We start from the raw sequence: 23,964 nt of genomic DNA on the forward strand, positions 1-23,964 counted from the left end.
GAAGGAGCATGTGCGATGTCGAAGCCTGTCGTGGTTACCGGCGCCGCGGGCTTTCTGGGCAATGCCGTCGCGCGACACCTGACGGCAACGGGCCGGACAGTGGTCGGCATTGACCTTGCCGCGCGAGCCCCGAACTTTGGCGGCATCTTCCTCGGCGGCGTCGACTTGACGGACGCCGCGGCCACTGCCGAGGCCTTTGCCGCCCCGGCCCTGGCGGACGGGCTTGCGGGTCTCGCCAGCATCGCCGGCGGGTTCCGCTGGGAAACGGTGATGGACGGGAGCCCGGAGACCTGGGATTTCCTCTACCGAATCAACATACGCACTGCGCTGAACGCTGCGCGCGCGGCCATGCCACGCCTCATCGAAGGCGCAGGCGTCGTCAATGTCGGTGCGGCCGCTACGCTGAAGGCGGGCATGGGAATGGGTGCCTACACCGCCAGCAAGTCGGGCGTGGCCCGGCTGACCGAAGCCCTTGCCGACGAATGGAAGGGCAAGGCGCGGGTCAATGCGGTGCTGCCATCGATCATCGACACACCGGTGAACCGGGCCGACATGGGCGATGCCGACGCCGCGAAATGGGTCCGCCCGCAGGAACTCGCCGAGGTCATTGCCTTCCTGTTGTCCGATGCGGCCTCGGCGGTTACCGGCGCGTGCATTCCGGTAACCGGGCGCGTCTGAGCGCAGCCGCCGCCGCTCCCACCGCATGAGCGATCCCGCCGCGATCCGTTCCTCAGCCGCTCACCAAGGCTTCCTGGAGCCGCTGCGCATGCCCCTGTTTCGACGAATCTGGATCGCCAGTGTCCTGTCGAACCTCGGCTTCCTGTTCCTGTCGGTTGGAACCGCGTGGCAGATGACGGCACTCACGGCACAGGCGGGCATGGTCACGCTGGTGCAGACTGCGTTGATGCTGCCGATGATGCTGCTGTCGATACCGGCCGGCGCCGTGGCCGACATGTACGACCGGCGCAGGATCGGCATGGTTTCGCTGGCGCTGTCGATGATGTCGGCAAGCGCGCTCGCGATTCTGACCTGGCTCGGCCATGCCGCACCATGGACGCTGCTAGCGTTTTGCGCGCTGACCGGGACGGGCATGACGCTGTTCAACCCCGCTTGGCAGGCGTCGGTGAGCGAGCAGGTGCCGCGCGACATGCTGAGCCAGGCCGTCTCGCTGAACTCGATCAGCTTCAACATCGCCCGGAGCTTCGGTCCCGCCTTGGGCGGGGTGATCCTCACGCTTGGCGGCGCGGCAATCACCTTCGCGTCGACCGCGGCCAGCACGATGTTCGCAGTGATGTTCCTCTGGCGTCGCACGCCGGCCCCTTCCCGCCTGCCGCCGGAGCGGATCGACCGCGCGATGCATACCGGCGTCCGCTACGTACTACACTCGCCGCAGGTACGCGTGGTGCTCTTCCGCACCTTCTGGTTCGGCTTCGGCGGCAGTACGATTTCGGCGCTGATGCCGCTGGTCACCCGCGACCTGCTGCGAGGCAGCGCCGCAATCTATGGCCTGCTGCTCGGTACCTATGGAGTAGGCGCGGTCATCGGTGCGATGTGCCTCAACCGCCTGCGACACCAGCTGTCCGCCGAGGGACTGGTACTGCTGTCGACCGGCCTGCTGGCGCTTGCGGCCTGCACCGTCGCGACCAGTACCAGTGCGCTGCTTAGCGGCGCCAGCCTCGTGTTTGGCGGTGCGGGCTGGATGGTCGCGCTGACGGTTTGCAACGTCCAGATCCAAACCCTCGCACCGCGCTGGGTCTCAGGACGGCTGATGGCGGCATACCAGAGAGCAATCGGTGGTGGGATGGCGGCGGGCAGCTGGTGCTGGGGGCGCAAGGCGCAGGCCTATAGCGTCGAACAGGCGCTGCTCGGCGCGACAGCCTTTCTCGCGGCGACCTTATTGCTCGGGTGGATCATGCCGATCAAGGCCGCTCCGCCGGCGAATCTTGAGCCGGTCAAATTGTCTGATCCCGAGGTCAATCTCGACCTGACCGGCCGATCGGGCCCCATCATCGTACAGCTCGAATATCGCGTCGCGCCGCAGCACGCCCGGGCATTCTATCGGGCGATGCAGGCGGTGCGCTCGGTACGCCGACGCAATGGCGCGTTCGACTGGTCGCTCTCCCGCGATATCGCCGACGCGGAGCTGTGGCTCGAGCGAGACCAGTGCCCAACCTGGCACGACTATCTGCGCCAACGCGACCGCAGCACGCCTGATGAACTCGACACCCAACTCCACGTCCGGCGCTATCTACGGGAGGGATCGGAGATCCGGCTCCGCCGCCTGCTCGAACGCCCCTTCGGCTCGGTCCGCTGGGCCGACGACGTGCCCGAGAGCCCGGTGACGACGACCGGCTAGGGCCGCAGTCAGGCGACCGCCATCAGCTGCCGATTATGCCTCGGCTTCGACATCGTCGCGTTCACCCCACATCGCGACGGCTCGAGCGCGCTGATGCGGAATTCAGTGTGAAGTCGATCATCCCCGCCCGCCCTCTCCTTTGCGACTTCGCCAGACATATGTCTAATACCATGGAGCTTGTCGGGCGGGATGGTGCTGTCGTTCAGGTCGATGCGAAGGTCGCCCCCGCCCATGCTGTATCCGCACCCGCCGGGCGCGCCCGCCCCGGCGCAACCCGTAGCGAGACCAGCGGCTTATCGTCGGCTTCGGCCATGACCTGCCACTGTGCGCGTTCGTCCGCTCCGGGCCGGTACAAGGCAAGCGCATGGCCAATCACGGATACCATCGGAACCGAAACTAGCCGCCCACCGCCGGTGCGCCAGCTTGCCAAGCCGGCAAGCGCTGCGACCATCCCGGTCAGCGGATCGGCGATCGCGTCTCCCGCGAAGAGCACTTCGCCCCAGCCCTCCGACATCGCGGTCGCCAGCCCGCCGGCGACGGCGACGTCATCGCCAAATCCGACCCAGTGCGCCGCATCGCCCTCGCGGCCATAGGCGGTGATCGACAACCAGGTGGCACCGCCCTGCGCTACGGTCTGCGCGTCGATTCCCAATTGCGCGAGCGCGCGCGGGCGACTCCCCTCGATCACGATATCCGCCCGCGATAGTAGCGTGCGCAGCAACACCAGATCTTGCAGGTCACCGAAATCGAGCACGACCGAGCGCTTCCCAGCATTGAGCAGATCGAAGAACGCGCAATTGCCGCCCCGTGCGCCATCGGGTCGGTGCTTGCTCTCCACCTTGATGACATCGGCGCCAGCGAGGGCCAGCAAGGCACCGGCAAGCGGGCCGGCCCAGAGCGACGACAGGTCGACGACCAGCGGCCGTGCGGTCGAGGCACGCGGTTCGGCGAATTGCTTGACCTGGATAGGGATGGCGGGCGCCCGCGGCACCGCAGCAGCCGACGAGATCGGCAGACCCAGTTCACGTCCCCGAGCGACCAAATCCACCACCGGCTGTTCCGCGACCAGAGTCCCGATCACAGATCGGTCGACGCTCGAGGTCCGGAAAAGCGCCGGTAGAAGCGTCCAGTCGTCCGGCCGAGCCAGGTTCAGCGCCAATATGCCATCGTTCGCCGCCAACAGATGGCAGGTTTCGTTGGCCGACACGCTTCCATGTCGCCCCAGCCCAAGCAGGCGAGCCCGCTCGCCCGGTAACGCCCAGCCGTTATTGGGCAGCCGCGCGCTGGGGGCGAGGGCCCGCAGCGCGGCCAGCGCACCATCGGCGGCGGCTGTCAACGCTGCAGGCACCACGCGCGCGGGTCCGTCCGATCGCCCGGTGACCGCCATCAGTCCCGAACGCCGCCACGCCAGCGCCGGATGGAGACCGTCAGGCGCCACGGCGCCGCCGATCCCGAACGCAGCCAGCAAGACCTGCGCGTAGGTGCGGGCAAGTCCGCCGTCGCCCGGTTCAGCCGGCGGCGACATAATCGGCCAAACGGCGGCTGACCAGCGCAATACCGGCCTCTACGGCGTCTTGCGTATAGCCACGCACGCCCATCAGGCAGACATGTTCGATCTGCACGATCATCAAATGGACATCCACCTGCTTTTCCATCGGCGTGGTAGCCGTGATGGCAAAGGCTGGAAAGCGTGCGCCTAGCGTTGCGATCAGCCGATCGCGCTGCGCGACGATACAGTCGGACAGATCGGGAATTTGCGCGAGGGCAAGGGCGTAAAGGCCAATCGATCCGCGTCGGGCCTGATATCGCGCGACGACCTCACGTAGCCAAAGGGCAAAAGCATCTGGCGATATCGCGTTCGCCTGCAACAACGCGAACAGCGCACACCGTGCGTCCCAATCCTCTCCTAACATCCCCAGCAGGAGTTGATCCTTGCTGGAAAAATGCAGATAGACGGTAGCGCGGCTGAGCCCCGCAGGCTCCGCGACCTCGTCAAAGCTGGCTTTCGCTACCCCGGACGCAAGGAAACAGGCTCTCGCCGCGCGGACGATCGCGCTACGGGTGGCGTGCTTCTGCGACTGGCGAATCAACTGGCCAGGCGCCTTGCCCTCCGCATGCGGCTTGGACCGACGCTCCTCCGATTGATCCAATTTCATTAGAGTTATCTACCAAAATCCAACGCGCCAGACCGGGAAAAATGAATATGGCAAACCTGAAATTTGGCAACGTGCGCGAACTGGTCCCGCCCGACCTGTTCCATGCATCCGTTTGTCCCTCGCGCGAGGATGTTGCGGAATTCAATCACGAGCGCACCGGCCTGCCGATAGCCACCTCGATTGGCACATGATTCTGGCACCGTTCAATTGGCGACGCTGCTCGAGCGCAAATATGCGAAATCGCTGATCGGCAGCGCGAGCAAGGCACGTGGCGCATTTTCGATCCGCTGCCGCTATACCTGCTCGCCAGTGCCGAACAGTTTGTACGCAAGGCGAAGGTCTAGAGCTAAATGACATGCTGATCACTGCAGCCCGCCTGTTCGACGGACGCCTGGTCGACGTTACCCTTAACGAAGGGCGGATCGCCGATCTAGTCGACCACCAGCCCAGCCGCGGCGGCGACATCGACGCCCGCGGTGGGCTGCTGCTGCCCGGATTGCATGACCACCACGTCCATATCGCCGCAACCGCGGCAACGCTGGCCTCGGTCCGCTGCGGCCCCTCGGAGGTAACCGACGAAGCCGGGCTGTTCCATACGCTCGCCGGCGCCGCCGGGAGCGGTTGGCTGCGTGGCATCGGCTATCACGAAAGTGTCGCGGGGAGGATCGATCGCGCCTGGCTGGACGCAGCGGTGCCCGATCGGCCGGTGCGACTGCAGCACCGCTCGGGCCGGATGTGGATCTTCAACAGCGTCGGTCTCGACCTGTTGCTGGCGGGCCGCGAACCGCCGCCCGCGCTCGATCGCGTCACCGGCTGGCTGTTCGATGCGGACAGATGGTTGCGCGACGCGCTGCACGGCATGCCGCCAGATCTGAGCCTGGTCTCGCGAAATTGGAGTCGCTGGGGCGTGACGGGATTGACGGACATGAACCCGGAAAACGAACCGGCGGATGCCACCCGCTTTTCGGCGCTCCGCCGGGAGGGCACCCTTGCACAGCGCGTGACGGTGGCAGGGCGAGCCACGCTTGCCGGCATGGCCCCCGATCCGTGGGTCGCCGTCGGCCCCCTGAAGGTCCATCTCCACGAGGCGCATTTGCCCGCCTACGATACACTGACCGGAGCCATCGACGAGGCCCATCGCGTCGGGCGGGGGGTGGCCATCCACTGCGTGACCGAAACCGAACTCGTCTTCGCCCTGGCCGCGCTGCGCGAGGCGGGGCCGGACGCGCAGGACCGGATCGAGCATGCCTCGGTAGCAACAGACGAACTGGTCACGCAAATCGCCGCGCTGGGCCTGAGCGTCGTCTCCCAGCCCAACTTCGTGGCCGAGCGCGGCGACGCCTATCTCGCCGACATCGCGCCCGGCGAATGGTCCCATCTCTATCGCTTGCGATCGTTCCTGGCAGCAGGGGTACCCCTTGCCGGCGGCACCGACACGCCGTTTGGCATGGCTGACCCCTGGGCAGCGATGGCAGCCGCCGTCACCCGCCGCACTGCCGCAGGGGTGCCGCTGAGCCTTCACGAGGCGCTGACGCCGGAGGAAGCGCTGGGCCTGTTCCTCGCCGATCCGATGGCGCTGTCCCGTCAGCGGACCGTGGCGGTGGGCGCGCCCGCCGACCTGTGCCTGCTGACGCAGGACTGGGAGGTGGTCCGCGCGGATCTGGGCGACGCCCGGGTCGCCGCGACCATCGTCGGCGGCAGGTGCGTGCATCAAGATCCCGCACCTGCCACGCCCCGGTCCGGCGACTGACCGCAGCGCCGTCGACCGATCGCGGCATGCGCTCCCGGCTTGACACTCTCGTCAGATGGGGTTTGATCGCCGCCGCATGGCCCTTTCGCGTTCCTTCTCGCCGTTGCGGCACGCGGCCTTTCGCCAGATCTGGATTGCCATCCTGGTGTCGAACTTCGGTTCGGTCATCCAGTCGGTGGGTGCGGCGTGGATGATGACCACGCTGACGCCGTCCAAGCAGATGGTGGCCCTGGTACAGGCCTCCGCCACGCTGCCGCTCATGATGTTCTCGCTGATCGCCGGCGCGATCGCCGACGCGCTCGACAAGCGGCAGACGATGCTCGCCGCGCAGGCGCTGATGCTGCTCGCCTCCTCGGCGCTCGCGCTGCTCACTCTGTTCGGTCGCATCACGCCCTGGGGACTGCTGGCGCTCACGCTGGTGGTCGGCACCGGCACAGCGCTCAACACGCCGGCCTGGCAGGCATCGTTGCGCATGCAGGTGCCAATGGCGGATCTGCCGGCGGCAGTCGCTCTCAATTCGCTCAGCTTCAATACGGCGCGCAGCATCGGTCCGGCGCTGGGCGGCAGCCTGCTGGTTATTGCCGGCCCCGCCGCGAATTTCGTGATCAACGCCGTTTCGTACATGGGAACGATCTTCGTGCTACTACGGTGGCGACCGCAACGCGACGGGGGGCGGCCCGCTGCCCGGGAGGGCTTTTGGGGATCGATTTGGCGGGGGGTGTGCATCGCCATCGGGCAGCCGGCGATACGCCGTCCGCTGTGCCGCATCACACTGTTCTCGATCTTCACGGCAAGCCTGTGGTCAACCATGCCGCTGGTGGCACGGGACCTGCTGCACGGCGATGCACGGACCTTCGGCATCGTGGTGGGCGCGTTCGGCGTCGGCTCGATCCTCGGTGCACTGATCGTCACCGAACTGCGCCAGTTTCTCGGTCCGGACGGCCTGTTCGGCATTGCCAGCCTGGGTTTTGCTGCCGCCATGATCGGCGTGGCATACCAGAACCAACTCGCCCTGGACCTTCCGTTCCTGGTGCTCGCCGGGCTGAGCTGGGTCAGCGGGATGTCCACCATCAGCGTCACCATCCAGATGTACGCGCCGCAGGATGCGATCGGGCGCTGCCATTCGTTGTACCAAATGTGCGCCTTTGGCGGGCTTTCGGCTGGCAGCTATGTTTGGGGCAGTGTTGCCGACCGGATCGGCACCGGAACCGCGATCCTGGTGGCTGGCTATTGCCTGCTTGCCACCCCGCTGCTGGCGCTGTTGCAACCGCTTCCCGCGTTGCCGGATAATCTGGATCCCGGCTGACCTGGATGGCCGCTCAGCCGGCGGCGATCGTCTGCGGGTCGTAGATCATCGTCTTTGGCTCAAGATAGGCGCCCAGCCCGGCCAAGCCGCCCTCCCGGCCGATGCCCGATTGTTTGAACCCGCCAAAGCCGATCGAGAAGTCCAGCTTGAAGCCGTTATGGCCTACCGTCCCCGCCCGCATCTGCCGCCCGACCGCATAGTAGCGCTGGGGATCGTTGGTGAACACGGCGCTGTTCAGGCCATAGATCGTGTCGTTGGCGAGGGCGACGGCATGCACCTCGCTCGTGGCCGGGATCACACAGATGACGGGACCGAAGATCTCGTCCTGGGCAACCGCCGAGCCATTGTCGACGTTCGCGAGCAGGGTCGGCTGGATATAATAGCCGCGGTTCATCTCCGCCGGGCGCTTGCCGCCATAGGCCAGCCGCGCACCATCCGCCTGGCCCTGCCGGATATAGCGTTCCACCCGATCCCGCTGCCGGTCTAGGGCAAGCGGCCCCATCTGTGTTTCGACCTCGAACGGATCGCCGATCCGAATGCGAGCGAATTCCGCAGCCAGTGCATCGACAAGCGCGTCGTGGCGCCGCGCATCGACGATGATTCGCGTCAGCGAGGCGCAGACCTGGCCGGTCGCCATCGGCGCGTACAGGGCGATTTCGGCCGCAGCCTTGGCAATATCGTAATCGTCGAGAATGACCGCGGGGGACTTACCGCCGAGCTCCAGCGTGAAACGAGCGATGCGATCACCGCAGGCCGCCGCAATCCTCCGCCCGGCGGCCGTGGACCCGGTGAAGCTCACCTTGTCGATGCTCGGATGCCGGACGAGTTCCTCGGACACCTGCCGATCGGCCGTCACGACGTTGACCACACCCGCCGGCAGGCCCACTTCCTCACAGATCTCGGCGAACATGTAGAGCGCCGAAGGCGCCTCCGGCGATGCCTTCAGTACCAGCGTACAGCCCGCGATCAGCGCCGGCGCTGCCTTATGCGTCAGCAGCGACGCGGGCGCATTCCACGGAACGATCGCCGCTACGACGCCGACCGGCTCCTTTACCACCAACGCCGGAGTGCCGCCGCGCGTGGTGCGCGGCTCCTCCCAAGCATAGCTCGTTCCAAGATCGGCGTGGAAGCGGAACACCGCCGCGGCGCCCGGCGCGGCGGTGGCGGCCATGCCGTGCACCACCCCCGCCTCGACCATCCAGCTATGCGCGAGCGAGCCGGCGCGCCGTTCCCAGGCGTCGGCGATGCGCCGCAAATAAGTGCCGCGTTCGGCGGGCGACAACCGGGGCCAGGGGCCCTCGTCGAAAGCGCGGCGCGCGGCGGAGATCGCCCTTTGCATGTCCGCGGACTGCGCCTCGGCCACCCGCAGGCATTCTTCCTCGGTCGCGCTGTCGAGCACCGCAAACGTGGCATCAGAGGAGGGTTTGACCCAAGCGCCGTCGATGAAGAACCGGTCCGGATGCTTAAGGCTGATCGCACGGCTGGTGGTCGAAGACATCACTCTCTCCAATGAGGGCCGCCGAGCCCGGGCGCGCCGGCACGGAGCTTCCCGTAGTCCGACGATCCAGACAGAAGGTCTTGCGCAATCCTTCCACCGATGGCGCGACAAGGGTCTGGTCGACGAAATTTGACACCTGTGTAGAAATTACCGTGCGAGGCGTCAATGGACCAATCCGCCGCACCACGAGGGTCAGCGACGAACGCTACGCGGAAACCAGTTCGCTCAGGATACCGATCTGCGCCTCATGCAGGGCCTCCTGAATCTCAGGTCCTTCGTCGTCATAAAGCATCTCGCGAACCGCGAGACGCTCAATCGCGGCGAAGAGCACCATCGCCCGCGCCATCGCCTGCTCATCGGTGAGGGTCGCGCCCGAATGACCGCTCAGAATCTTGCCGGCAAGCGCGCGCACGATCCGCACGCCTGCCCGCTTGCGGATGTCTGCGAAGCGCGCATCGCCGCGATCGGATTCCATGTTCCGTAGCACCAGTACCGCGTGGTGTCGGGTCCAATAGGCACGATAGGCATCGAGGAAGCACCGAGCGCCCCCGGTATTGTCACCCCGTGGGTCCCAGGCCTCGAGCGTCGCGAGAACGTCGGTGATCGCTGCGCTCGCCTCCTCCGCCAAGACGAACAGGATGTCGCTGACGTCGCCGAAATAGACATAGAGAGTCGCCAGCGAGGTCTCTGCCTCCTGCGCGATGGCGGTAGCGGTAAGCGAAACCGCCGATTGCACCTGCAACAATCTGGTCGCCGCCTGCAGGAGCCGGGCGCGGGTCTCCAGCCCCTTTCGCCCGAGCGCCCCCCCTGACCGCCCGGTTTTAACAGGCCTGCTTGCCAAGCCCGCCTCCCGCTTCTGCGTCAAACCCCGCCTCGTAGTAAAACTGGGGAATCCGATACCGTAGGACCCCTGACCGTACAACCCTGCCCCTCTCCCGCAAGCCGCCGAATACCCCACCCGATTCAGGTCAGCACAAAGCGGATCGACTTAGTTGACATAGGTGTCAAACTTGTGCTTTCAGTTCAGCGCCAGTCGACGCGCCGGGTCGTCCTTGGCCAGCGGATTGTCAGCGCCGGAAATGACTGCTCACAATGATAGGCGGCGGGCGGCATCATCGCATCAGGAGAGAAATGCAATGCTGATCGAAAATAGGGTTGCTGTCATCACGGGGGGGGCCAGCGGCATCGGGCGCGCCAGCAGCGTGCGCTTTCTCAATGAAGGTGCGAAGGTCGTCGTTGCCGACGTTAACCCGGCGAGCGGCGATGCCTTTCTCAAGCTAGCCGAAGAACTCGGCTTTGCCGACCGCGTTCGCTTCGTGACGACCGACGTGACGGATGAGGCCGATGTCGAACGCATGATCGGTACCGCTACCGACGTCTTCGGTACACTCGACATCATGTTCAACAACGCCGGCATCCCGGGAGCACTCGGCCCGCTCGAGGAAGTCGCGGCCGAGGATTGGGATCGCACCTTCGACGTCCTGGTCAAGGGGCCCTTTCTCGGGCTCAAGCACGCGGTTCGCCAGTTCAAGGCGCAAGGATCCGGCGGCGTGATCCTCAATACCTCGTCCGCCGCCGGCCTCGTCGGCGGTGCAGGCCCTCGCCCCTATTCGGTCGCCAAGGCGGCGGTGGCGCATCTGACGACCGTGGCAGCGGTCGATCTCGCCGCCCACCGCATCCGCGTCAACGCCATCGCCCCCGGTGCGATCCTTACCGAAATCGGCGGCCAGGACCCGGTCGAGGCGGCTGCCCGGCTTTCCAAGGGACAGCCCTGGCCGGATCATGGTATGCCCACCGACATTGCGGCCGCGGCGGTGTTCCTGGCCAGCGATGAAGCCCGCTTCATCACCGGTCAGACGATCCTCGTCGATGGCGGCGCGACCAGCGACAGCGGAATGGAAGTCCGGCTGCAACGCGGCGGAGCCTGGGCCAAGGTGACCGGCATGCACCACGGCACGACCGGCAAGAAATCCGAACTGCGCCGGCTCGAGCGCAAAGACTGATCCGCCCTCCGCTATAGTCGCCGGCCAGCGTGACCGGCAACGCTGAGGACACAGGAACGGACCGTGGAGAACTGGCCGTGAATCTCGATCTGAGTGAAGAAAACAACCTGCTGGTCTCGATGGTCGAAAAGCTTCTTACAGGCGCGGGCGGGGTCGACCGCCTGCGCAATCTGGAGCCGGGAACCGTCGACCGCACCCTGTACGCGCATCTTGCCCAGATGGGCATTTTGACGATGCGGTCGCTGCCACCCGATCAGGGTGGCTCGCCTCTATTCGACGTGATGCTGGCGATGGAGCAGGTGGGCCGCCACGTACCGCGCCTTCCGCTCGCCGAGACGATCGTTGCAGCGTCGCTGCTTGGCCGATCGCACGCGGACGGCGCGGCAACCTGGGTCGAGAGGATCGGCGCGGGCGAGGCAGTCGTGACCCTCGCCCTGCACGATCTCGCTGCCAAAACGGAGCAGTTCGTCGCGTTCGGCGGTGCATGCGACGCCGTCGTGTTCCGTCGAGGTGACGGCGTGTACCTGCGGCAGGGGCCGCTCGCGCCGGTGAAGGCGGACCATGCCGACCAGGCGCTGGGGCGGCTAACCGAAACGGGGGAGACGGAGATCGAACTCGCCCGCGGCGAACCGGCGGTCGCGCTGTTTTCTGCTGCGATCGAAGAATGGAAACTGCTGGTCTCGGCGGCACTGTGGGGCATCTCCGCCGCCATGCTCGAAATGGCATCACGCCATGCCAATGAGCGCCTTCAGTTCGACCGGCCGATCGGCAGCTTCCAGGCGATCGCGCATCCGCTGGCAGACCGGGCTGTCGACAACGAGGCCGCTCGCCTGCTCGGCTGGTGGACGGCCTGGCTGCTTGGCGAGGGCAGTGACGAAGCCGCCGCCGCGATCAGCATGACGTTTGCGTGGAGTGCGAAGACGGCCGATGCCACGGCGCGGCGCGCGCTGCATACCTTTGGCGGTTATGGCTTGTCGCTGGAGCATAATGCGCAGGTCTATTTCCGACACGCCAAGGCGCTGCCCTTGCTGCTGGGCGATCCCAACGAGGAAATGATCCGCGTCGCCGACCGGATGTGGCGCGGTGCCAGCACGGCCCTGCCCGATGGAGGTCCCTGCCCGCTGTCGTTCGGTATGGATCAGGAAACGATCGACATCACTGCCGAGACGCGCGCGATCCTCGAACCGCTGATGACCCCAGAGCTGCAGGCGACCCTGCCTGATTCCTATGATGGCCATGTGCCCGCAATCGCCCAAGCGCTGGGTCGGGCGGGACTGCTCTTCGCCGACTGGCCGACTGAATGGGGCGGGCGGGGCACCGCGGCGACGGCGATGCTGGCGGCACTGCGCGTGTGGGATGAGCTCGGCTATCCTGGACACGCGCAATCGGTCACCAACATGGTCGGGCATATCGTGCGTGAGTTCGCCACCGACGAAGTGCGACAACTCGTCGTTCCGCGGCTGGCCGCCGGCGAAGCGCTGTGTTGCATGGGCTATTCGGAGCCGGGTTCCGGTTCGGACATCTTCGGCTGCCAGACGAAGTCGCGCTGGGACGAAGCGGGCCAGTGCTGGATCATCAATGGGCAGAAGATGTGGACCACGGGTGCCAACCTCGCCGATTATGTCCTGCTGTTGACCAGGAGCGAGCCGGGCAGCACCAAGCATCGCGGCCTGACCCTGTTCCTCATTCCGATGTCGGCCGAAGGCATCGAGGTCCACCCGATCCACACGGTGATGGACGAGCGCACGAACGCTACCTTCTATACGGACGTTCGTGTGGACGATCGCTGGCGCATCGGGCCGGCGCACAACGGCATAAAGGTGATGACATGGGCGCTCACACTCGAGCAACTGGGTGCCTTCGGGGCCGGCGATCGCCGCGCCCTGCCCGCGCTGCTCGAATGGGCGGCGCAGCCCGGTCAAAACGGCCAGCCGCGCATTGAAAGCAAGGATGTGCGGCGGCGGCTGGGCCTGTTCGAGTTGCAGGCGCAGGCCGGTGTCCTCCTTGCCGACCGTGCGACTTGGCATGCGCTCAGCCATCCCGAAGCAGGCCGCACCGGCTATGGCCCGATGAGCAAGCTGTTCTACTCCGAAATGGTGCAGCAGGTGCTCGCGGACCTAATGGACATGACGGCGCCGGACTGCCTGCCGAACGGAGAGGGAAAGCTGGCAATCCTCGAACGCCTCTACCGCCAGTCGCAGGTCGCCACGGTCTATGCGGGTTCAAGCGAGATCCAGCGGTCGCAGATCGCCGAGGTATTCCTGGGCCTGCCGCGCAGCCGCTAGCTCTTTCGACGACAGCCAAACGCATGTGGGGAATTGGATGAGCATCAACCCTAATCTGGATCGGGCGATGGCGCAGCCGGACGATGCGCTGGCGATCTGGTTCGAGGGCACCAGCCATAGCTGGCGCGAGGTACGCGGCTTCGGCGATGCGCTCGAGGCCATTCTGGCCGCCAAAGGCGTGAGCGCGGGGCTGCCGATCGGCATCGTCTGCCGCAACAACCCTCCCCATGCCGCAGCACTGCTCTCGGCGGCGCGGAGCGACCGGCCGGTAGTGATGATTTATACACTGCAATCGCTGGAAGGCGTTGCCAACGACATCCGCAAACTGGGGCTCGCCGCGGTCGTCGCGCTGGCGGAAGACTGGACCGAGCAGGCGATCGATGCCGCCCGCGAGGCGGGGACGATCGGCATTAGCTGCACGGACCGCGCCAGCCTGAACCTATCGGTCATTCCGGGCCTCGATGTGCTCGGGGCATCGCACCAGGCGCGCGAACCGCAGCCGATGTCGATTTCCGTGCTGTCCAGCGGCACGACGGGCAAGCCCAAGCTGGTGGAGGTCAGCGCGCAAATCTTCAGCCGTGCGCTGGCGACGATGTCGGTCTCCGACGTGCCCGGCGTCCCGGTCCGCCCCAATCTTGCGTTCACGCCGATCAGCAATATCAGCGGCCTGATCCAGTTTCTCGGCAGCATTGCGCGCGGCGGCTGCGTCTATCTGCTCGAACGCTTCGAGATGGAAAGCTGGCTGACGGCACTCGACGTCTGCGCCCCCGATACGCTCATCATGTTCGCACCGATGATCCACGCCTTTCTTGAAAAGGAAGTGCCCAAGGAGCGTTTTGGCAGCCTGCGCGCCGTGTTCGGCGGCGCCGGGCCCCTCGCACCGGAGGTCCAACAGGCCTTCGAGGCGCGCTACGGCATCCCGATTTATTGGGGCTATGGCTGCACTGAAATCGCCGGGACCGCAGCAAGCTGGAGCCCCGCGCTTGCGCAAGAGTTCGGTTCGACCAAGGCCGGCAGCGCAGGCCGTGCCATCCCGGGCGTCGAGCTACGCGTGGTGGATCCGGAAACCGGCGCCGAAGTGCCGCGCGGCGAAACCGGGCTGCTCGAAGCGCGCGTCGCGCTCGTCGGACCGGACTGGATCCGCACCACCGATCTCGCGGCGATCGACGCGGACGATTTCCTGTTCCTGCGCGGCCGTGCGGATCAGGCGATCAACCGCGGCGGCTTCAAGATCCTGCCGGAGAACATCGCGAACGCGGCCGAGGAGCATACTTCGGTGCGCGACGCCGTCGCCTTTGGCATCCCCGATGCGCGGCTGGGACAGGTGCCGGTGGTGGCCATCCAGCCGCTCGACGGTGCGACGGTAACCGAAGCCGAGGTGATTGCCTTCCTGCGGACGAAGCTCGCGGCCTATGCCGTGCCGACCCGGGTGCTGGTGATGGCGGAGATACCACGCACCGGTGCCCTCAAACCCGACCTGCCGAAGCTGAAGAGCGCAGCCACGCAATCGTCCGGATTGCCGATCGTCGCAACTCAGCAAGGGCGTTGTTAAGGACCTGACCTCATGAAGATTCTGGTACCCGTGAAGCGGGTGATTGACTATAATGTGAAGCCGCGCGTGAAGGCCGATGGCACGGGTGTCGATCTCGCCAACGTAAAGATGAGCATGAACCCGTTTGACGAGATCGCCGTCGAAGAGGCGATCCGGCTCAAAGAAAAGGGCATCGCGACCGAAATCGTCGTTGCCTCGATCGGCCCGGCCAAGGCTCAGGAAACGCTGCGCACCGCGCTCGCCATGGGTGCGGACCGTGCGATCCTTGTCGCTACCGATGATGCGGTGGAACCGCTGGCGGTGGCCAAGATCCTGAAGGCCATCGCGGAGGAGGAGCAGCCGGCACTGGTGATCCTCGGCAAGCAGGCGATCGATGACGATTCGAACCAGACCGGCCAGATGCTCGCCGCGCTGCTCGGCAGGCCGCAGGGCACCTTCGCCAACGCCGTGACGGTCGAGGGCGATAAGGTGATCGTCGCGCGCGAAATCGATGGCGGCCTGGAAACGGTGCAGTTGGCACTACCGGCGATCATCACCACCGATCTCCGCCTCAACCAGCCGCGCTACGCTTCGCTGCCGAACATCATGAAGGCGAAATCCAAGCCGCTCGCAACCAAGGCGCCCGCCGACTATGGCGTCGACACCGCACCGCGCCTCCGGACCGTGACCGTCGCCGAACCGCCGATGCGGCAGGCCGGCATCAAGGTAGCCGATATCGACGACCTGGTGGGCAAGCTGAAGGAACTGGGCGTCGCCTGAAGCAAAGGGGCTCTGAGGCCGCGACCACATGCCCCTTCGCCGCTTCAAGCGATTCCGCCCGACATAGGGATACACGTATATGACTATTCTCGTTTGGATTGAGCACGACGGCACCGCGGTCAAGGACGCGGCACTGTCGGCCGTTACCGCCGCCACGAAGCTGGGCGCGGTGCACGCCCTCGTCGCCGGCAGCAACGTCGCCGCAGTCGGCTCGGCGGCCGCGCAAATCGCAGGCGTCGACAAGGTGCTGGTGGCTGACGACGACGCTTATGCCAACGCGCTGGCCGAGAACCTGGCACCACTCATCGCCGGGCTGATGGGCGATTACGACGCGTTTGTCGCGCCGGCCACCACCACTGGCAAGAATGTCGCGCCGCGCGTTGCCGCGCTGCTGGACGTTGCGCAGGTATCGGACATCCTCTCGGTGGAAGGTCCCAAGACCTTCACGCGTCCCATCTATGCCGGCAACGCGATCGCAACCGTGGAGTCGACGGACGCCAAGCTGGTCGTCACCGTTCGCGGTACCGCCTTTGCCAAGGCGGAGGCCCATGGGGGCAGCGCGACCGTCGAGCCGGTCGCCGGTACTGGCGACGCGGGGCTTTCGAGCTGGGTAGGGGCGGAAGTCGCCAAGAGCGAACGCCCTGAACTGACCTCCGCCAAGGTGATCGTCTCCGGGGGCCGTGCGCTGAAGGACGCCGACACGTTCCAGGGCACGATCTTCCCGCTGGCAGACAAGCTGGGTGCCGCAGTTGGTGCGAGCCGCGCGGCGGTCGATGCAGGCTACGTGCCCAACGACTATCAGGTCGGCCAGACCGGCAAGATCGTCGCGCCGGATGTCTATGTTGCCATCGGTATCTCGGGCGCAATCCAGCATCTGGCCGGCATGAAGGATTCGAAAGTGATCGTCGCGATCAACAAGGATGAAGACGCGCCGATCTTCCAGGTCGCGGACATCGGCCTGGTGGCCGACCTGTTCACCGCCGTTCCGGAGATCGCCGCCAAGCTCTGAAACCGGCGTCCGCGCTGCCACGCCCGCGAAAGCTGGTATGGCAGCGCTGCGCCTCAACGCAGGGTATGGGGCGCCTTGGCGACCCGCCCGCGATCCAGCCGCGAGATGCGGTTGCCGATCTGGGTATATTTGTAGGCGTTCTGCACGGCCGCGGAATAGGGCAGGTCCAGCGCCTCCCACAGGGCGCGGACCGTGCCCTGCATCGCCACGGTCGGCTTTTCGGCGATCTTCGCGGCCAGTGCCCGCGCGGTCGGCAACAACGCTTCCCGCGGCAGCACCTGCGACACCAACCCGATCCGCAAGGCGGTTTCGGCGGTGATCCGCTCGTCATTGCCCATCAGCACCATCCGCATGATTTCGCCATAGGGCATGCGATGCAGCGCCCCCACCGGCTCGCAGGCGGAGACCAGACCGAAGCTGACATGGGGATCGAAGAACTGGGCATCGTCCGAGCAGAGAATGATGTCGCTTTCGTTGAGAAGATAGAAGGCCCCACCGGCGCACAGCCCGTGCACGGCCGTGATCACCGGCTTCCACACCAGATTCTGCTTGGGACCCAGCGACTCCCCCGGGTCCCGCTCGTCGAAGGGCATGTCCGGGCTTTCGTCGATCGAATCGACGACGTCGACACCGGTGCAGAACGCCCGATCGCCCGCCGCCGAGACGATCGCGGCGCGCAGATCGGCATCATGCTGGAAAAGCCGCCAGGCGGAATGCATCTCGTCCAGCATACGCTGGTTGAAACTGTTCATCCGCTGCGGCCGATCGAGCGTGATGGAAAGCACCCCGTCGGTGCCTTTCTCATAGCGGATCGTCTCGAAGGAGTCGGGCTGGTAAGTTTTCATCGAAATTCCGTGCGTGTTGAGGAAAAGGAGGGACGGCGCGTCGTTCAGGCAGGTGCCGCCTGCGCGGAGGGTGCGGCGGCCTCGCGAAAATTGAGCTCGAGCGTCACCCCGTTGGGATCGTTCACCAGGATTTGAACAAGGCCAAGGTGTGGAAATTCGGCAAGTCTGTATGGCAGGCCATGCTGATCGATGCGCGCCCGCATTCCGACGAGATCGTCGCAGGCAAAGGCAACATGATCCACCACGCCAGATCCAGCATATTCGAGATCGATCGTGCTCGCCAGTTCGCCCAGCCGCTCGGCAAGCCGCGCCATTTCCCGATCGCGCTGCAACGGATCGAGCCGTACGACGTGCACCACCGGCACCCCGGCATCATCGTACAGCCACGCCCCGCTGCCCAGCCGCCCCGGAAAGTGCCCCGACCGAAGCCCGACCACGTCCTCGTAAAAGGCGATGGTCGCCGGCAGATCGAACGTGCGGACATTCCAATGTTCCAGCCTGGGCATCACGCGGCTCCTCCTACCAAATGCTTGGCACCTCTTGGCCTCCGACGGCGGCCGCGCCTCCCTCCTCCGGATGCGGCCGCGACAACAACCCGTTGATCGCCGCCAATAGCGCGACCGGCTGTTCGAGCAGGACATGATGATTGGCCATGGGCACTTCCACCGGGTCGCCGCACGCCGGCATGTGACGGCGGAAACTGGCGATATGCTCGTCCGTGAGAAACGCACTGGCGCCGCCGCGGATCAGATCGACGGGTAGCCGCCGGAACGACATCTCCCGCACCATCCCCGCTCGATCGTTCGGCACGAGGGTCGCCGGATCGAACTTCCACTTCCAGCGCCCATCGTCGCCCCGAAGCACCGAATGGCGCGCGACATAGGCCAATATCTCTGGATCGACGCCCGCACTCGGCGGAATCAGCCGGTACCGCGAAAGCGCCTCGTCGAGCGTCGCATAGCTGCGCTCCTCCTGCCGCGGCAGTTCCTTGCCGGTATGATCGTGAAATACCCGGGCATCGATCGCGATCACGCGCTGGAACAGGCGGGGCTCGATCATCGCCGCATGCAGCGCCGGCGTCGCACCGAAGCTGTGCGCAACGGATGCGACGTCGCGCAACCCAGCATGGCGGGCGACGGCGATCAGCTCCCGGGCATATTGCGCGCGCGAATAGGCCGGTCGACGGCCGCTATCGCCCATGCCGGTGAAATCGGGGGCGACCACCCGGTAGCGACCGACGAAATGCGGCGCGATATGATCCCACCAGCGGGCATGGGCAAGTACGCCGTGCGCCAGTATCAGCCCCGGTTTGTCGGTCTGATCGAGCCCCCATCCGCGATAGCGCACGATCGCCCCCTCGACCTCGACTGCACGCACTTCGGCGGGAGATCCCCAAGCCGCCCGGAGCCATGCTGACAAAGGTCGCTCCCCGCCGATGTCTGCCACCACGCCCTCCTCCGCGAAGGGGGCGAAGTCGCGCTGCGGGACAGCCACTGCATCGGGCATCATACGTCCTCCCGCCCGGCGTCAGGCGGCGTGGAAGGAAATGGACTTCATATAGGTGAACTCGTTCAGGCCTTCGATGCCATATTCGCGGCCATAGCCAGAGCGCTTGATCCCGCCAAAGGGGGCGTGGCTCGACATGGTACCGGCACCGCCGTTGATCGCCACGCCACCCGCCCGTATCGCCAGCGCCATTGCATAGGCCTTGCCCGCATCGCGCGAATAGATGCCGCCGCCCAGGCCGAAGTTGCTGTCATTGGCGATCCGGATCGCTTCCTCGTCGGTGTCGAACCCGATCACCACCCCGATCGGTCCGAACACTTCCTCCTGGGCGATGCGATGCGCATTGTCGACATCGTTGAACAGTGTGGGCTCGAAGAAGAAACCCTTGTCGAAGCCGGCCGGCCGCTTGCCGCCGGCGACCAGCCGCGCCCCCTCGGCCCTGGCGATCTCGACATAGCTTTCGCTGCGCGTGCGCGCCTGTTCGCGGATCAGCGGTCCAAGTTGCACCGAGGGATCGCTCGGGTTGCCGATCTTCATCGCGCCGATCATCTGCTTGACGGCCTCGACATAGCGCGCCCTGATCGCGTTGTGGACGATGTGCCGGGTGGTCAGCGCGCATCCCTGGCCGCAATGGATGGTGAAACCCATCACGCCCGCCATTGCCGCCTGCTGGATATCGGCATCGGCCCGCACGATCAGCGCCGATTTGCCGCCCAGTTCGAGCAGCACGCGCTTGAGCGTGGGCGCGGCCTGGGCCTGGATGGCGGCGCCGACCGTGTCCGATCCGGTGAAGGTAACGAGGTCGACACGCTTGTCGGTCGTCAGCGCCGCGCCGACATCGGCACCGCCGGTCACGATGTTGAGCACACCGCGCGGCAGGCCGACTTCCTCGGCGATCTGCCCCAGGATCAGCGCCTCGAACGGCGTGTAGGGCGAAGGCTTCAGGACGACCGTGCAACCGGCCGCCATGGCCGGGATGATCTTGCCGATGTTGAGGAAAAACGGAAAATTATACGCCGTGATCGCGGATACGACACCCACCGGTTCGCGCGAGAGCACATGGCCGCCCAGCATGGTCGAGCCGTCGGCTGCAGGGGTCAGATCGATCGGCAACGCAGTCTGCGCCGGGCGCAGCATCACGTCGAGCGTCGTGCGCGCGTGCTTCATCGGCGTGGCATATTGGAGAAACTGCGCCAGCCCGCGCGTAGACCCGGCTTCTGCGACGATGAGGTCGATAATCTCACCCGAGCGGCGATCGATCGCGTCGAGGAAGGCGGTGAGCTTGGCCTGGCGCTCATTGGCCGACAAATGGGGCCATGGCCCGTGGTGAAAGGCCGTATGCGCGGCGGCGAGGGCCGCATCGACATGCCCGGCATTGCCGACCGGCGCCTCCCCCAAGACCGACTCGTCGGCCGGATTGAGGATGACGTCGCGATCCCTGGCGGTCGCCCACTCGCCATCGATGTAGAGCGATTGAAGGGTTGCCACCATTTCCATTGCTGCTTCCTCTCCACTGGTGCCGCGAGCTGTTCGACCCGTCGCGCATTCCAAATTGTCCGTCCATCGGCTGTCGCCCGGAACCGCCATTCCGCGCGCGCCAAACGATCCCGTCTGGCTCCGGCGGGTGCGCCGATCCCCAGGCCGCTAGTAACACAGTATTTTTGACACCTTGTTATGTTTTGCTTCATCACCCTCTGGGACCACAGGGTGTGGCTCCGCGCTTCCGCTTGCATAAGAGGTGAATTTGACACCATAGTCAACCAACGTGGCGATGCTGCCACATTTCCGGAACGTGGTAGCCGGTCAACGCAACAACGACGAGCGGATGCAGGACGCGGCCGCCGTGAGGAGAGGGAGGTCGCCAATGGCAAAACCCTATCCGGCCATCACGCCGGAAACAGCATTTTTCTGGACGGGCGGCGCACAGGGCAGGCTGCGCTTCCAGCGTTGCACGGCCTGCCGGACCTATGTTCATCCGCCACAGCCGCGCTGCACCGCGTGCCTGGGCGAAACGCTGGAGATTGTGGACGTCTCCGGCCGCGCAACGGTAGCGACCCACACTGTCAACATGCACCCGTGGCACCCCGATTTCCCTCCGCCCTATGTGATCGCGATCGTGGAAATCGAGGAAGCGCCTTATGTGCGGCTGACCACCCGAATCATCGATTGTGATCCAGCCGAGGTCACTTTCGGCTTGCCGGTACGCGTCGTCTTCGAACAGCAAGGCCCCGCCTACCTGCCCCTTTTCGCGCCGGTGCGGCCATGATCCGCAAGTTCGAAGACAAGGTCCGGATCACCGGCATCGGTCAGTCGCGGATCGGACGCCGGCTGGGTGTCGATCCGGTCGGGTTGGCGATCGATGCCTGTATTGCCGCCATGGCCGACGCCGGGCTGGAACGCGCCGACATCGACGGCCTGTCCTCCCATCCGGGCCCGCTCACCCTTAACGGCTATTCCGGCGCAGGCATTGCCGATGTCGAACGCGTGCTGCGCGTTCGACCGCGCTGGTTCAATTCAGGCCACGAATTCGGCGGCCAGACCGGCGCGCTCGTCGAGGCCGCGCTCGCGGTCGCCGCGGGCCTGGCCCGCCACGTCCTCGTCTTTCGCTGCACCTGGGAATCCACCGCGCAGCAGCGCCAAACTCCCGCCGCCCATGGGGAGTCCGCAACAGCGGGAATCGAAGGCGACTTCCAGTGGATGGTCCCCTTCGGCGCGTTTTCCCCGGCAAACTGGATCGCGCTCTACGCCAACCTCCACATGCACCGCTATGGCACCACGCGCGAGCAACTGGGTGCGATCGCCATCAACGCCCGCGCCAATGCGGGGCGCAACCCGGCCGCGATCTTTCGCGATCCGCTGACCATGGAGGACTATCTTTCGGCGCGCATGATCAGCACGCCGTTTGGCCTATATGATTGCGACGTGCCCTGCGACGGCGCGGTCGCGGTGATCGTGTCGGCGGCCGATGCCGCGCGCGACACGCGCAAGCGCCCCGTGCGGATCGAGGCCGTCGGGACAAGGCTGGTCGAACCGTGGAGCTGGAACAATGGCGGGCTCGATCAGTTGGTTCTGGCCCGCGGCGCGGCCCAATCGCTCTGGAAGCGCACCGATCTCAAGCCCGCCGACGTGGATGTCGCCGAACTATACGACGGGTTCACGTTCAACTGCCTGAGCTGGCTCGAACTACTGGGCTTCTGTCCGATCGGCGAAGGCGGTCGCTTCGTGGAAGGCGGCAGCCGCATCGCGTTGGACGGCGAATTGCCGCTCAACACCCATGGCGGCCAACTCTCCGCCGGGCGCCTGCAGGGCTACACCTTTCTGCACGAAGCCTGCGTGCAGTTACGCGGCGAAGGCGGCAACCGGCAGGTCGAAAGCGCCGAGGTCGCCATCGTTTCCACCGGGGGCGGCGCGCCCGGCGGCGCGATCCTCCTCACGCGCGACTAGTCCGGTATTCACCGCCACCGGTGCGGCGGCAAAATGCGGAGGTCGCCGCACGATACTTGACAAACCGTCAATAAGTACGGCCTTCTGCAGGATAAGCGAGACACGGGCGCACCGCCGGAACGTGCCGAAAACCATCGATGTGCTGGGCGGCCCCACCATCCGGCGGGTCCCGCTCTTCAGGAGAAAGATGCCATGACTCTTGTAATGGAAGGCGTTCGCGTCCTCGAGGTCGCGCAGTTTACCTTCGTGCCGGCAGCTGGCGGGGTCCTCACTGACTGGGGCGCCGAAGTCATCAAGATCGAACACCCCGTGCGCGGCGACGCACAGCGTGGACTGAAGGTGTTGCAGCGCTGGGCGGTCAATCCGCAGCGCGCGACCACGATGCATCACCCGAACCGCGGCAAGAAGAGCGTGGGCATCGACATCGCCGTCGATGAGGGGGTGGAGTTGCTCTACGCGCTCGCCGCGACCTGCGACGTGTTCCTCACCAACTTTCTGCCCTCTGCGCGGCAGAAGCTGAAGATCGACGTCGAGCATCTCCGTAAGGCCAATCCCAACATCATTTACGTGCGCGGTTCGGCGCTGGGCAACAAGGGCCCCGAGCGAGACAATGGCGGGTTCGATGCGAGCGCGTTCTGGGCCCGCGGCGGCTCTGCCACGCTGGTCACGCCGAAGGAACTGGAGGCACCGCTGGCGATGCCCGGGCCGGCCTATGGCGACACGATCGGCGGCATGTTCATCGCCGGCGCCATTTCTGCGGCTCTTTTCCACCGCCAGCGCACCGGCGAAGCCACGGAAGTCGACGTCTCGCTGCTTTCTTCCGGGGTGTGGGCCACCGCGATGAGCACCGACGTGGCCATGGAGATCGGCGCCGTTCCGTTCACCAATCCGCTGCCGCAGAACGGCAAGGTGGTGGAAGGCACCCAGAACCCGTTCATGGGCGTCTATGCGACCCAGGACGGGCGCATGATCAACCTGACGGTGCTGCAGCCTGGTCCCTACATGCAGGATACCTTCGAGCATCTGGACCTCGCACACCTGCTGGAGGACGAACGATTCGCGACGGTCGAAGCGCTAATGGCAAATGCCGAGCAGTGCGTCCCCCATATCGTCGGCGCATTTGCATCCCGGCCACTATCCTATTGGCGCGAGCGACTGAAGACGATGCGCGGCCAATGGGCGATTTACCAGACGCCGCTCGACGTCGCGGAAGACCCGCAGGTTCTGGCAAACGACCTCATCTATTCGGTGGAATCGGCCGATGGCGGACCGCCCATCCGGCTCGTTGCCAACCCGGTCCAGTTCGACGGCGCGCCGGCGCGGAATGTCCGCGGGCCGGAGGCCAGCGAGCATACCGAAATCGTACTGATGGAGCTGGGGCTCGACTGGGATCGCATCGAGGCATTGAAGGCCAGGAAGGCGATCGCCTGAGCGGATGTTCGCCGCGGGCCGCAAGGCCCGCGGCTAGTGAGAGTATCTCGCCAAACGAAAAACG

The 23,964-nt window shown here is 65.7% G+C and carries 21 protein-coding genes; 13 read left to right on the top strand and 8 right to left on the bottom strand.

Features of this window, described 5'->3' with window-relative positions:
- The first annotated feature begins 15 nt into the window (after window positions 1–15).
- Together IE191_RS17845 and IE191_RS17850 are read left to right on the top strand one after the other, a co-directional pair.
- Window positions 16–678, top strand: a complete 663-nt coding sequence (locus IE191_RS17845; RefSeq protein WP_191325739.1) for an SDR family oxidoreductase — start codon at window positions 16–18, stop codon at window positions 676–678.
- Window positions 679–703: 25 nt separating this feature from the next.
- Window positions 704–2,356 carry an MFS transporter gene (locus tag IE191_RS17850; protein ID WP_191325740.1) on the top strand — a complete coding sequence of 551 codons (1,653 nt, stop codon included), beginning with the start codon at window positions 704–706 and terminating at the stop codon, window positions 2,354–2,356.
- A 202-nt stretch (window positions 2,357–2,558) separates the two neighbouring features.
- Here IE191_RS17850 and IE191_RS17855 read toward each other — a convergent pair whose 3' ends face one another.
- Both IE191_RS17855 and IE191_RS17860 read right to left on the bottom strand, forming a co-directional pair.
- Window positions 2,559–3,881, bottom strand: a complete 1,323-nt coding sequence (locus IE191_RS17855; RefSeq protein WP_191325741.1) for a CoA transferase — start codon at window positions 3,879–3,881, stop codon at window positions 2,559–2,561.
- On the bottom strand, window positions 3,865–4,512 hold the full coding sequence (locus tag IE191_RS17860; protein ID WP_191325742.1) for a TetR/AcrR family transcriptional regulator: 648 nt from the start codon (window positions 4,510–4,512) through the stop codon (window positions 3,865–3,867). Before IE191_RS17860 ends, IE191_RS17855 begins: the two co-directional genes overlap by 17 nt.
- Before the next feature lie 47 nt (window positions 4,513–4,559).
- Between IE191_RS17860 and IE191_RS17865 the strand changes: the two genes are divergently transcribed.
- The 3 genes from IE191_RS17865 to IE191_RS17875 all read left to right on the top strand — a co-directional run bounded on the left by IE191_RS17865 (window position 4,560) and on the right by IE191_RS17875 (window position 7,568).
- Window positions 4,560–4,703: a hypothetical protein gene (locus IE191_RS17865; protein WP_191325743.1), complete on the top strand. Its 144-nt coding sequence runs from the start codon at window positions 4,560–4,562 to the stop codon at window positions 4,701–4,703.
- Between the two features lie 164 nt (window positions 4,704–4,867).
- Window positions 4,868–6,262, top strand: a complete 1,395-nt coding sequence (locus tag IE191_RS17870; protein WP_191325744.1) for an amidohydrolase family protein — start codon at window positions 4,868–4,870, stop codon at window positions 6,260–6,262.
- A 76-nt stretch (window positions 6,263–6,338) separates the two neighbouring features.
- On the top strand, window positions 6,339–7,568 hold the full coding sequence (locus IE191_RS17875) for an MFS transporter (protein ID WP_191325745.1): 1,230 nt from the start codon (window positions 6,339–6,341) through the stop codon (window positions 7,566–7,568).
- 13 nt (window positions 7,569–7,581) lie between these two features.
- Here IE191_RS17875 and IE191_RS17880 read toward each other — a convergent pair whose 3' ends face one another.
- The gene (locus tag IE191_RS17880) at window positions 7,582–9,066 is read right to left on the bottom strand and encodes an aldehyde dehydrogenase (RefSeq protein WP_191325746.1); all 1,485 of its coding nucleotides are present in this window, start codon (window positions 9,064–9,066) and stop codon (window positions 7,582–7,584) included.
- A 205-nt stretch (window positions 9,067–9,271) separates the two neighbouring features.
- A complete protein-coding gene (locus IE191_RS17885; protein ID WP_229815602.1) occupies window positions 9,272–9,802 on the bottom strand; it encodes a TetR/AcrR family transcriptional regulator in 531 nt (176 codons plus the stop codon).
- Window positions 9,803–10,202: 400 nt separating this feature from the next.
- Here IE191_RS17885 and IE191_RS17890 point away from each other — a divergent pair, with 400 nt between their 5' ends.
- The 5 genes from IE191_RS17890 to IE191_RS17910 all read left to right on the top strand — a co-directional run bounded on the left by IE191_RS17890 (window position 10,203) and on the right by IE191_RS17910 (window position 16,674).
- Window positions 10,203–11,069, top strand: coding sequence for an SDR family NAD(P)-dependent oxidoreductase (locus IE191_RS17890; protein WP_191325748.1), 867 nt, complete (start codon window positions 10,203–10,205; stop codon window positions 11,067–11,069).
- 77 nt (window positions 11,070–11,146) lie between these two features.
- The gene (locus IE191_RS17895) at window positions 11,147–13,354 is read left to right on the top strand and encodes an acyl-CoA dehydrogenase family protein (protein ID WP_191325749.1); all 2,208 of its coding nucleotides are present in this window, start codon (window positions 11,147–11,149) and stop codon (window positions 13,352–13,354) included.
- A gap of 37 nt (window positions 13,355–13,391) precedes the next feature.
- Window positions 13,392–14,906, top strand: coding sequence for a class I adenylate-forming enzyme family protein (locus IE191_RS17900; protein ID WP_191325750.1), 1,515 nt, complete (start codon window positions 13,392–13,394; stop codon window positions 14,904–14,906).
- A gap of 12 nt (window positions 14,907–14,918) precedes the next feature.
- Entirely contained in the window at window positions 14,919–15,665 is a 747-nt protein-coding gene (locus IE191_RS17905) for an electron transfer flavoprotein subunit beta/FixA family protein (RefSeq protein WP_191325751.1), read from the top strand.
- 79 nt (window positions 15,666–15,744) lie between these two features.
- Window positions 15,745–16,674 carry an electron transfer flavoprotein subunit alpha/FixB family protein gene (locus tag IE191_RS17910; RefSeq protein ID WP_191325752.1) on the top strand — a complete coding sequence of 310 codons (930 nt, stop codon included), beginning with the start codon at window positions 15,745–15,747 and terminating at the stop codon, window positions 16,672–16,674.
- A gap of 53 nt (window positions 16,675–16,727) precedes the next feature.
- On the opposite strand, the gene IE191_RS17915 is transcribed toward IE191_RS17910, so the two are convergent.
- The 4 genes from IE191_RS17915 to IE191_RS17930 are packed head-to-tail and all read right to left on the bottom strand — an operon-like array spanning window position 16,728 to window position 20,516.
- Window positions 16,728–17,519 (bottom strand): enoyl-CoA hydratase/isomerase family protein, encoded by a 792-nt coding sequence (locus IE191_RS17915; RefSeq protein ID WP_191325753.1) that lies wholly within the window; start codon window positions 17,517–17,519, stop codon window positions 16,728–16,730.
- A gap of 44 nt (window positions 17,520–17,563) precedes the next feature.
- The gene (locus IE191_RS17920) at window positions 17,564–18,025 is read right to left on the bottom strand and encodes a VOC family protein (RefSeq protein WP_191325754.1); all 462 of its coding nucleotides are present in this window, start codon (window positions 18,023–18,025) and stop codon (window positions 17,564–17,566) included.
- Window positions 18,026–18,038: 13 nt separating this feature from the next.
- On the bottom strand, window positions 18,039–19,025 hold the full coding sequence (locus IE191_RS17925; protein WP_191325755.1) for an alpha/beta fold hydrolase: 987 nt from the start codon (window positions 19,023–19,025) through the stop codon (window positions 18,039–18,041).
- Window positions 19,026–19,046: 21 nt separating this feature from the next.
- A complete protein-coding gene (locus IE191_RS17930; RefSeq protein WP_229815596.1) occupies window positions 19,047–20,516 on the bottom strand; it encodes an aldehyde dehydrogenase family protein in 1,470 nt (489 codons plus the stop codon).
- Window positions 20,517–20,889: 373 nt separating this feature from the next.
- Here IE191_RS17930 and IE191_RS21165 point away from each other — a divergent pair, with 373 nt between their 5' ends.
- From IE191_RS21165 to IE191_RS17940, 3 genes are all read left to right on the top strand, one after another.
- Window positions 20,890–21,291 (top strand): Zn-ribbon domain-containing OB-fold protein, encoded by a 402-nt coding sequence (locus tag IE191_RS21165; RefSeq protein ID WP_229815598.1) that lies wholly within the window; start codon window positions 20,890–20,892, stop codon window positions 21,289–21,291.
- Window positions 21,288–22,469, top strand: coding sequence for a thiolase family protein (locus tag IE191_RS17935; protein WP_229815599.1), 1,182 nt, complete (start codon window positions 21,288–21,290; stop codon window positions 22,467–22,469). Before IE191_RS21165 ends, IE191_RS17935 begins: the two co-directional genes overlap by 4 nt.
- A gap of 204 nt (window positions 22,470–22,673) precedes the next feature.
- Window positions 22,674–23,900 carry a CaiB/BaiF CoA transferase family protein gene (locus IE191_RS17940; protein WP_308432942.1) on the top strand — a complete coding sequence of 409 codons (1,227 nt, stop codon included), beginning with the start codon at window positions 22,674–22,676 and terminating at the stop codon, window positions 23,898–23,900.
- Window positions 23,901–23,964: the final 64 nt, after the last annotated feature.

It is taken from the genome of Novosphingobium pokkalii (assembly GCF_014652855.1).
Classification (GTDB): domain Bacteria; phylum Pseudomonadota; class Alphaproteobacteria; order Sphingomonadales; family Sphingomonadaceae; genus Novosphingobium; species Novosphingobium pokkalii.

What these genes read in the sequence shown, in the direction of transcription:
- IE191_RS17845 (WP_191325739.1), top strand. Translation starts at nt 16, where the DNA reads ATGTCGAAGCCTGTCGTGGTTACCGGCGCCGCGGGCTTTCTGGGCAAT.
- IE191_RS17905 (WP_191325751.1), top strand. Translation starts at nt 14,919, where the DNA reads ATGAAGATTCTGGTACCCGTGAAGCGGGTGATTGACTATAATGTGAAG.
- IE191_RS17925 (WP_191325755.1), bottom strand. Translation starts at nt 19,025, where the DNA reads ATGCCCGATGCAGTGGCTGTCCCGCAGCGCGACTTCGCCCCCTTCGCG.
- IE191_RS21165 (WP_229815598.1), top strand. Translation starts at nt 20,890, where the DNA reads ATGGCAAAACCCTATCCGGCCATCACGCCGGAAACAGCATTTTTCTGG.
- IE191_RS17935 (WP_229815599.1), top strand. Translation starts at nt 21,288, where the DNA reads ATGATCCGCAAGTTCGAAGACAAGGTCCGGATCACCGGCATCGGTCAG.
- IE191_RS17850 (WP_191325740.1), top strand. Translation starts at nt 704, where the DNA reads ATGAGCGATCCCGCCGCGATCCGTTCCTCAGCCGCTCACCAAGGCTTC.
- IE191_RS17880 (WP_191325746.1), bottom strand. Translation starts at nt 9,066, where the DNA reads ATGTCTTCGACCACCAGCCGTGCGATCAGCCTTAAGCATCCGGACCGG.
- IE191_RS17890 (WP_191325748.1), top strand. Translation starts at nt 10,203, where the DNA reads ATGCTGATCGAAAATAGGGTTGCTGTCATCACGGGGGGGGCCAGCGGC.
- IE191_RS17865 (WP_191325743.1), top strand. Translation starts at nt 4,560, where the DNA reads ATGGCAAACCTGAAATTTGGCAACGTGCGCGAACTGGTCCCGCCCGAC.
- IE191_RS17940 (WP_308432942.1), top strand. Translation starts at nt 22,674, where the DNA reads ATGGAAGGCGTTCGCGTCCTCGAGGTCGCGCAGTTTACCTTCGTGCCG.
- IE191_RS17900 (WP_191325750.1), top strand. Translation starts at nt 13,392, where the DNA reads ATGAGCATCAACCCTAATCTGGATCGGGCGATGGCGCAGCCGGACGAT.
- IE191_RS17910 (WP_191325752.1), top strand. Translation starts at nt 15,745, where the DNA reads ATGACTATTCTCGTTTGGATTGAGCACGACGGCACCGCGGTCAAGGAC.
- IE191_RS17855 (WP_191325741.1), bottom strand. Translation starts at nt 3,881, where the DNA reads ATGTCGCCGCCGGCTGAACCGGGCGACGGCGGACTTGCCCGCACCTAC.
- IE191_RS17930 (WP_229815596.1), bottom strand. Translation starts at nt 20,516, where the DNA reads ATGGTGGCAACCCTTCAATCGCTCTACATCGATGGCGAGTGGGCGACC.
- IE191_RS17920 (WP_191325754.1), bottom strand. Translation starts at nt 18,025, where the DNA reads ATGCCCAGGCTGGAACATTGGAATGTCCGCACGTTCGATCTGCCGGCG.
- IE191_RS17870 (WP_191325744.1), top strand. Translation starts at nt 4,868, where the DNA reads ATGCTGATCACTGCAGCCCGCCTGTTCGACGGACGCCTGGTCGACGTT.
- IE191_RS17875 (WP_191325745.1), top strand. Translation starts at nt 6,339, where the DNA reads ATGGCCCTTTCGCGTTCCTTCTCGCCGTTGCGGCACGCGGCCTTTCGC.
- IE191_RS17860 (WP_191325742.1), bottom strand. Translation starts at nt 4,512, where the DNA reads ATGAAATTGGATCAATCGGAGGAGCGTCGGTCCAAGCCGCATGCGGAG.
- IE191_RS17915 (WP_191325753.1), bottom strand. Translation starts at nt 17,519, where the DNA reads ATGAAAACTTACCAGCCCGACTCCTTCGAGACGATCCGCTATGAGAAA.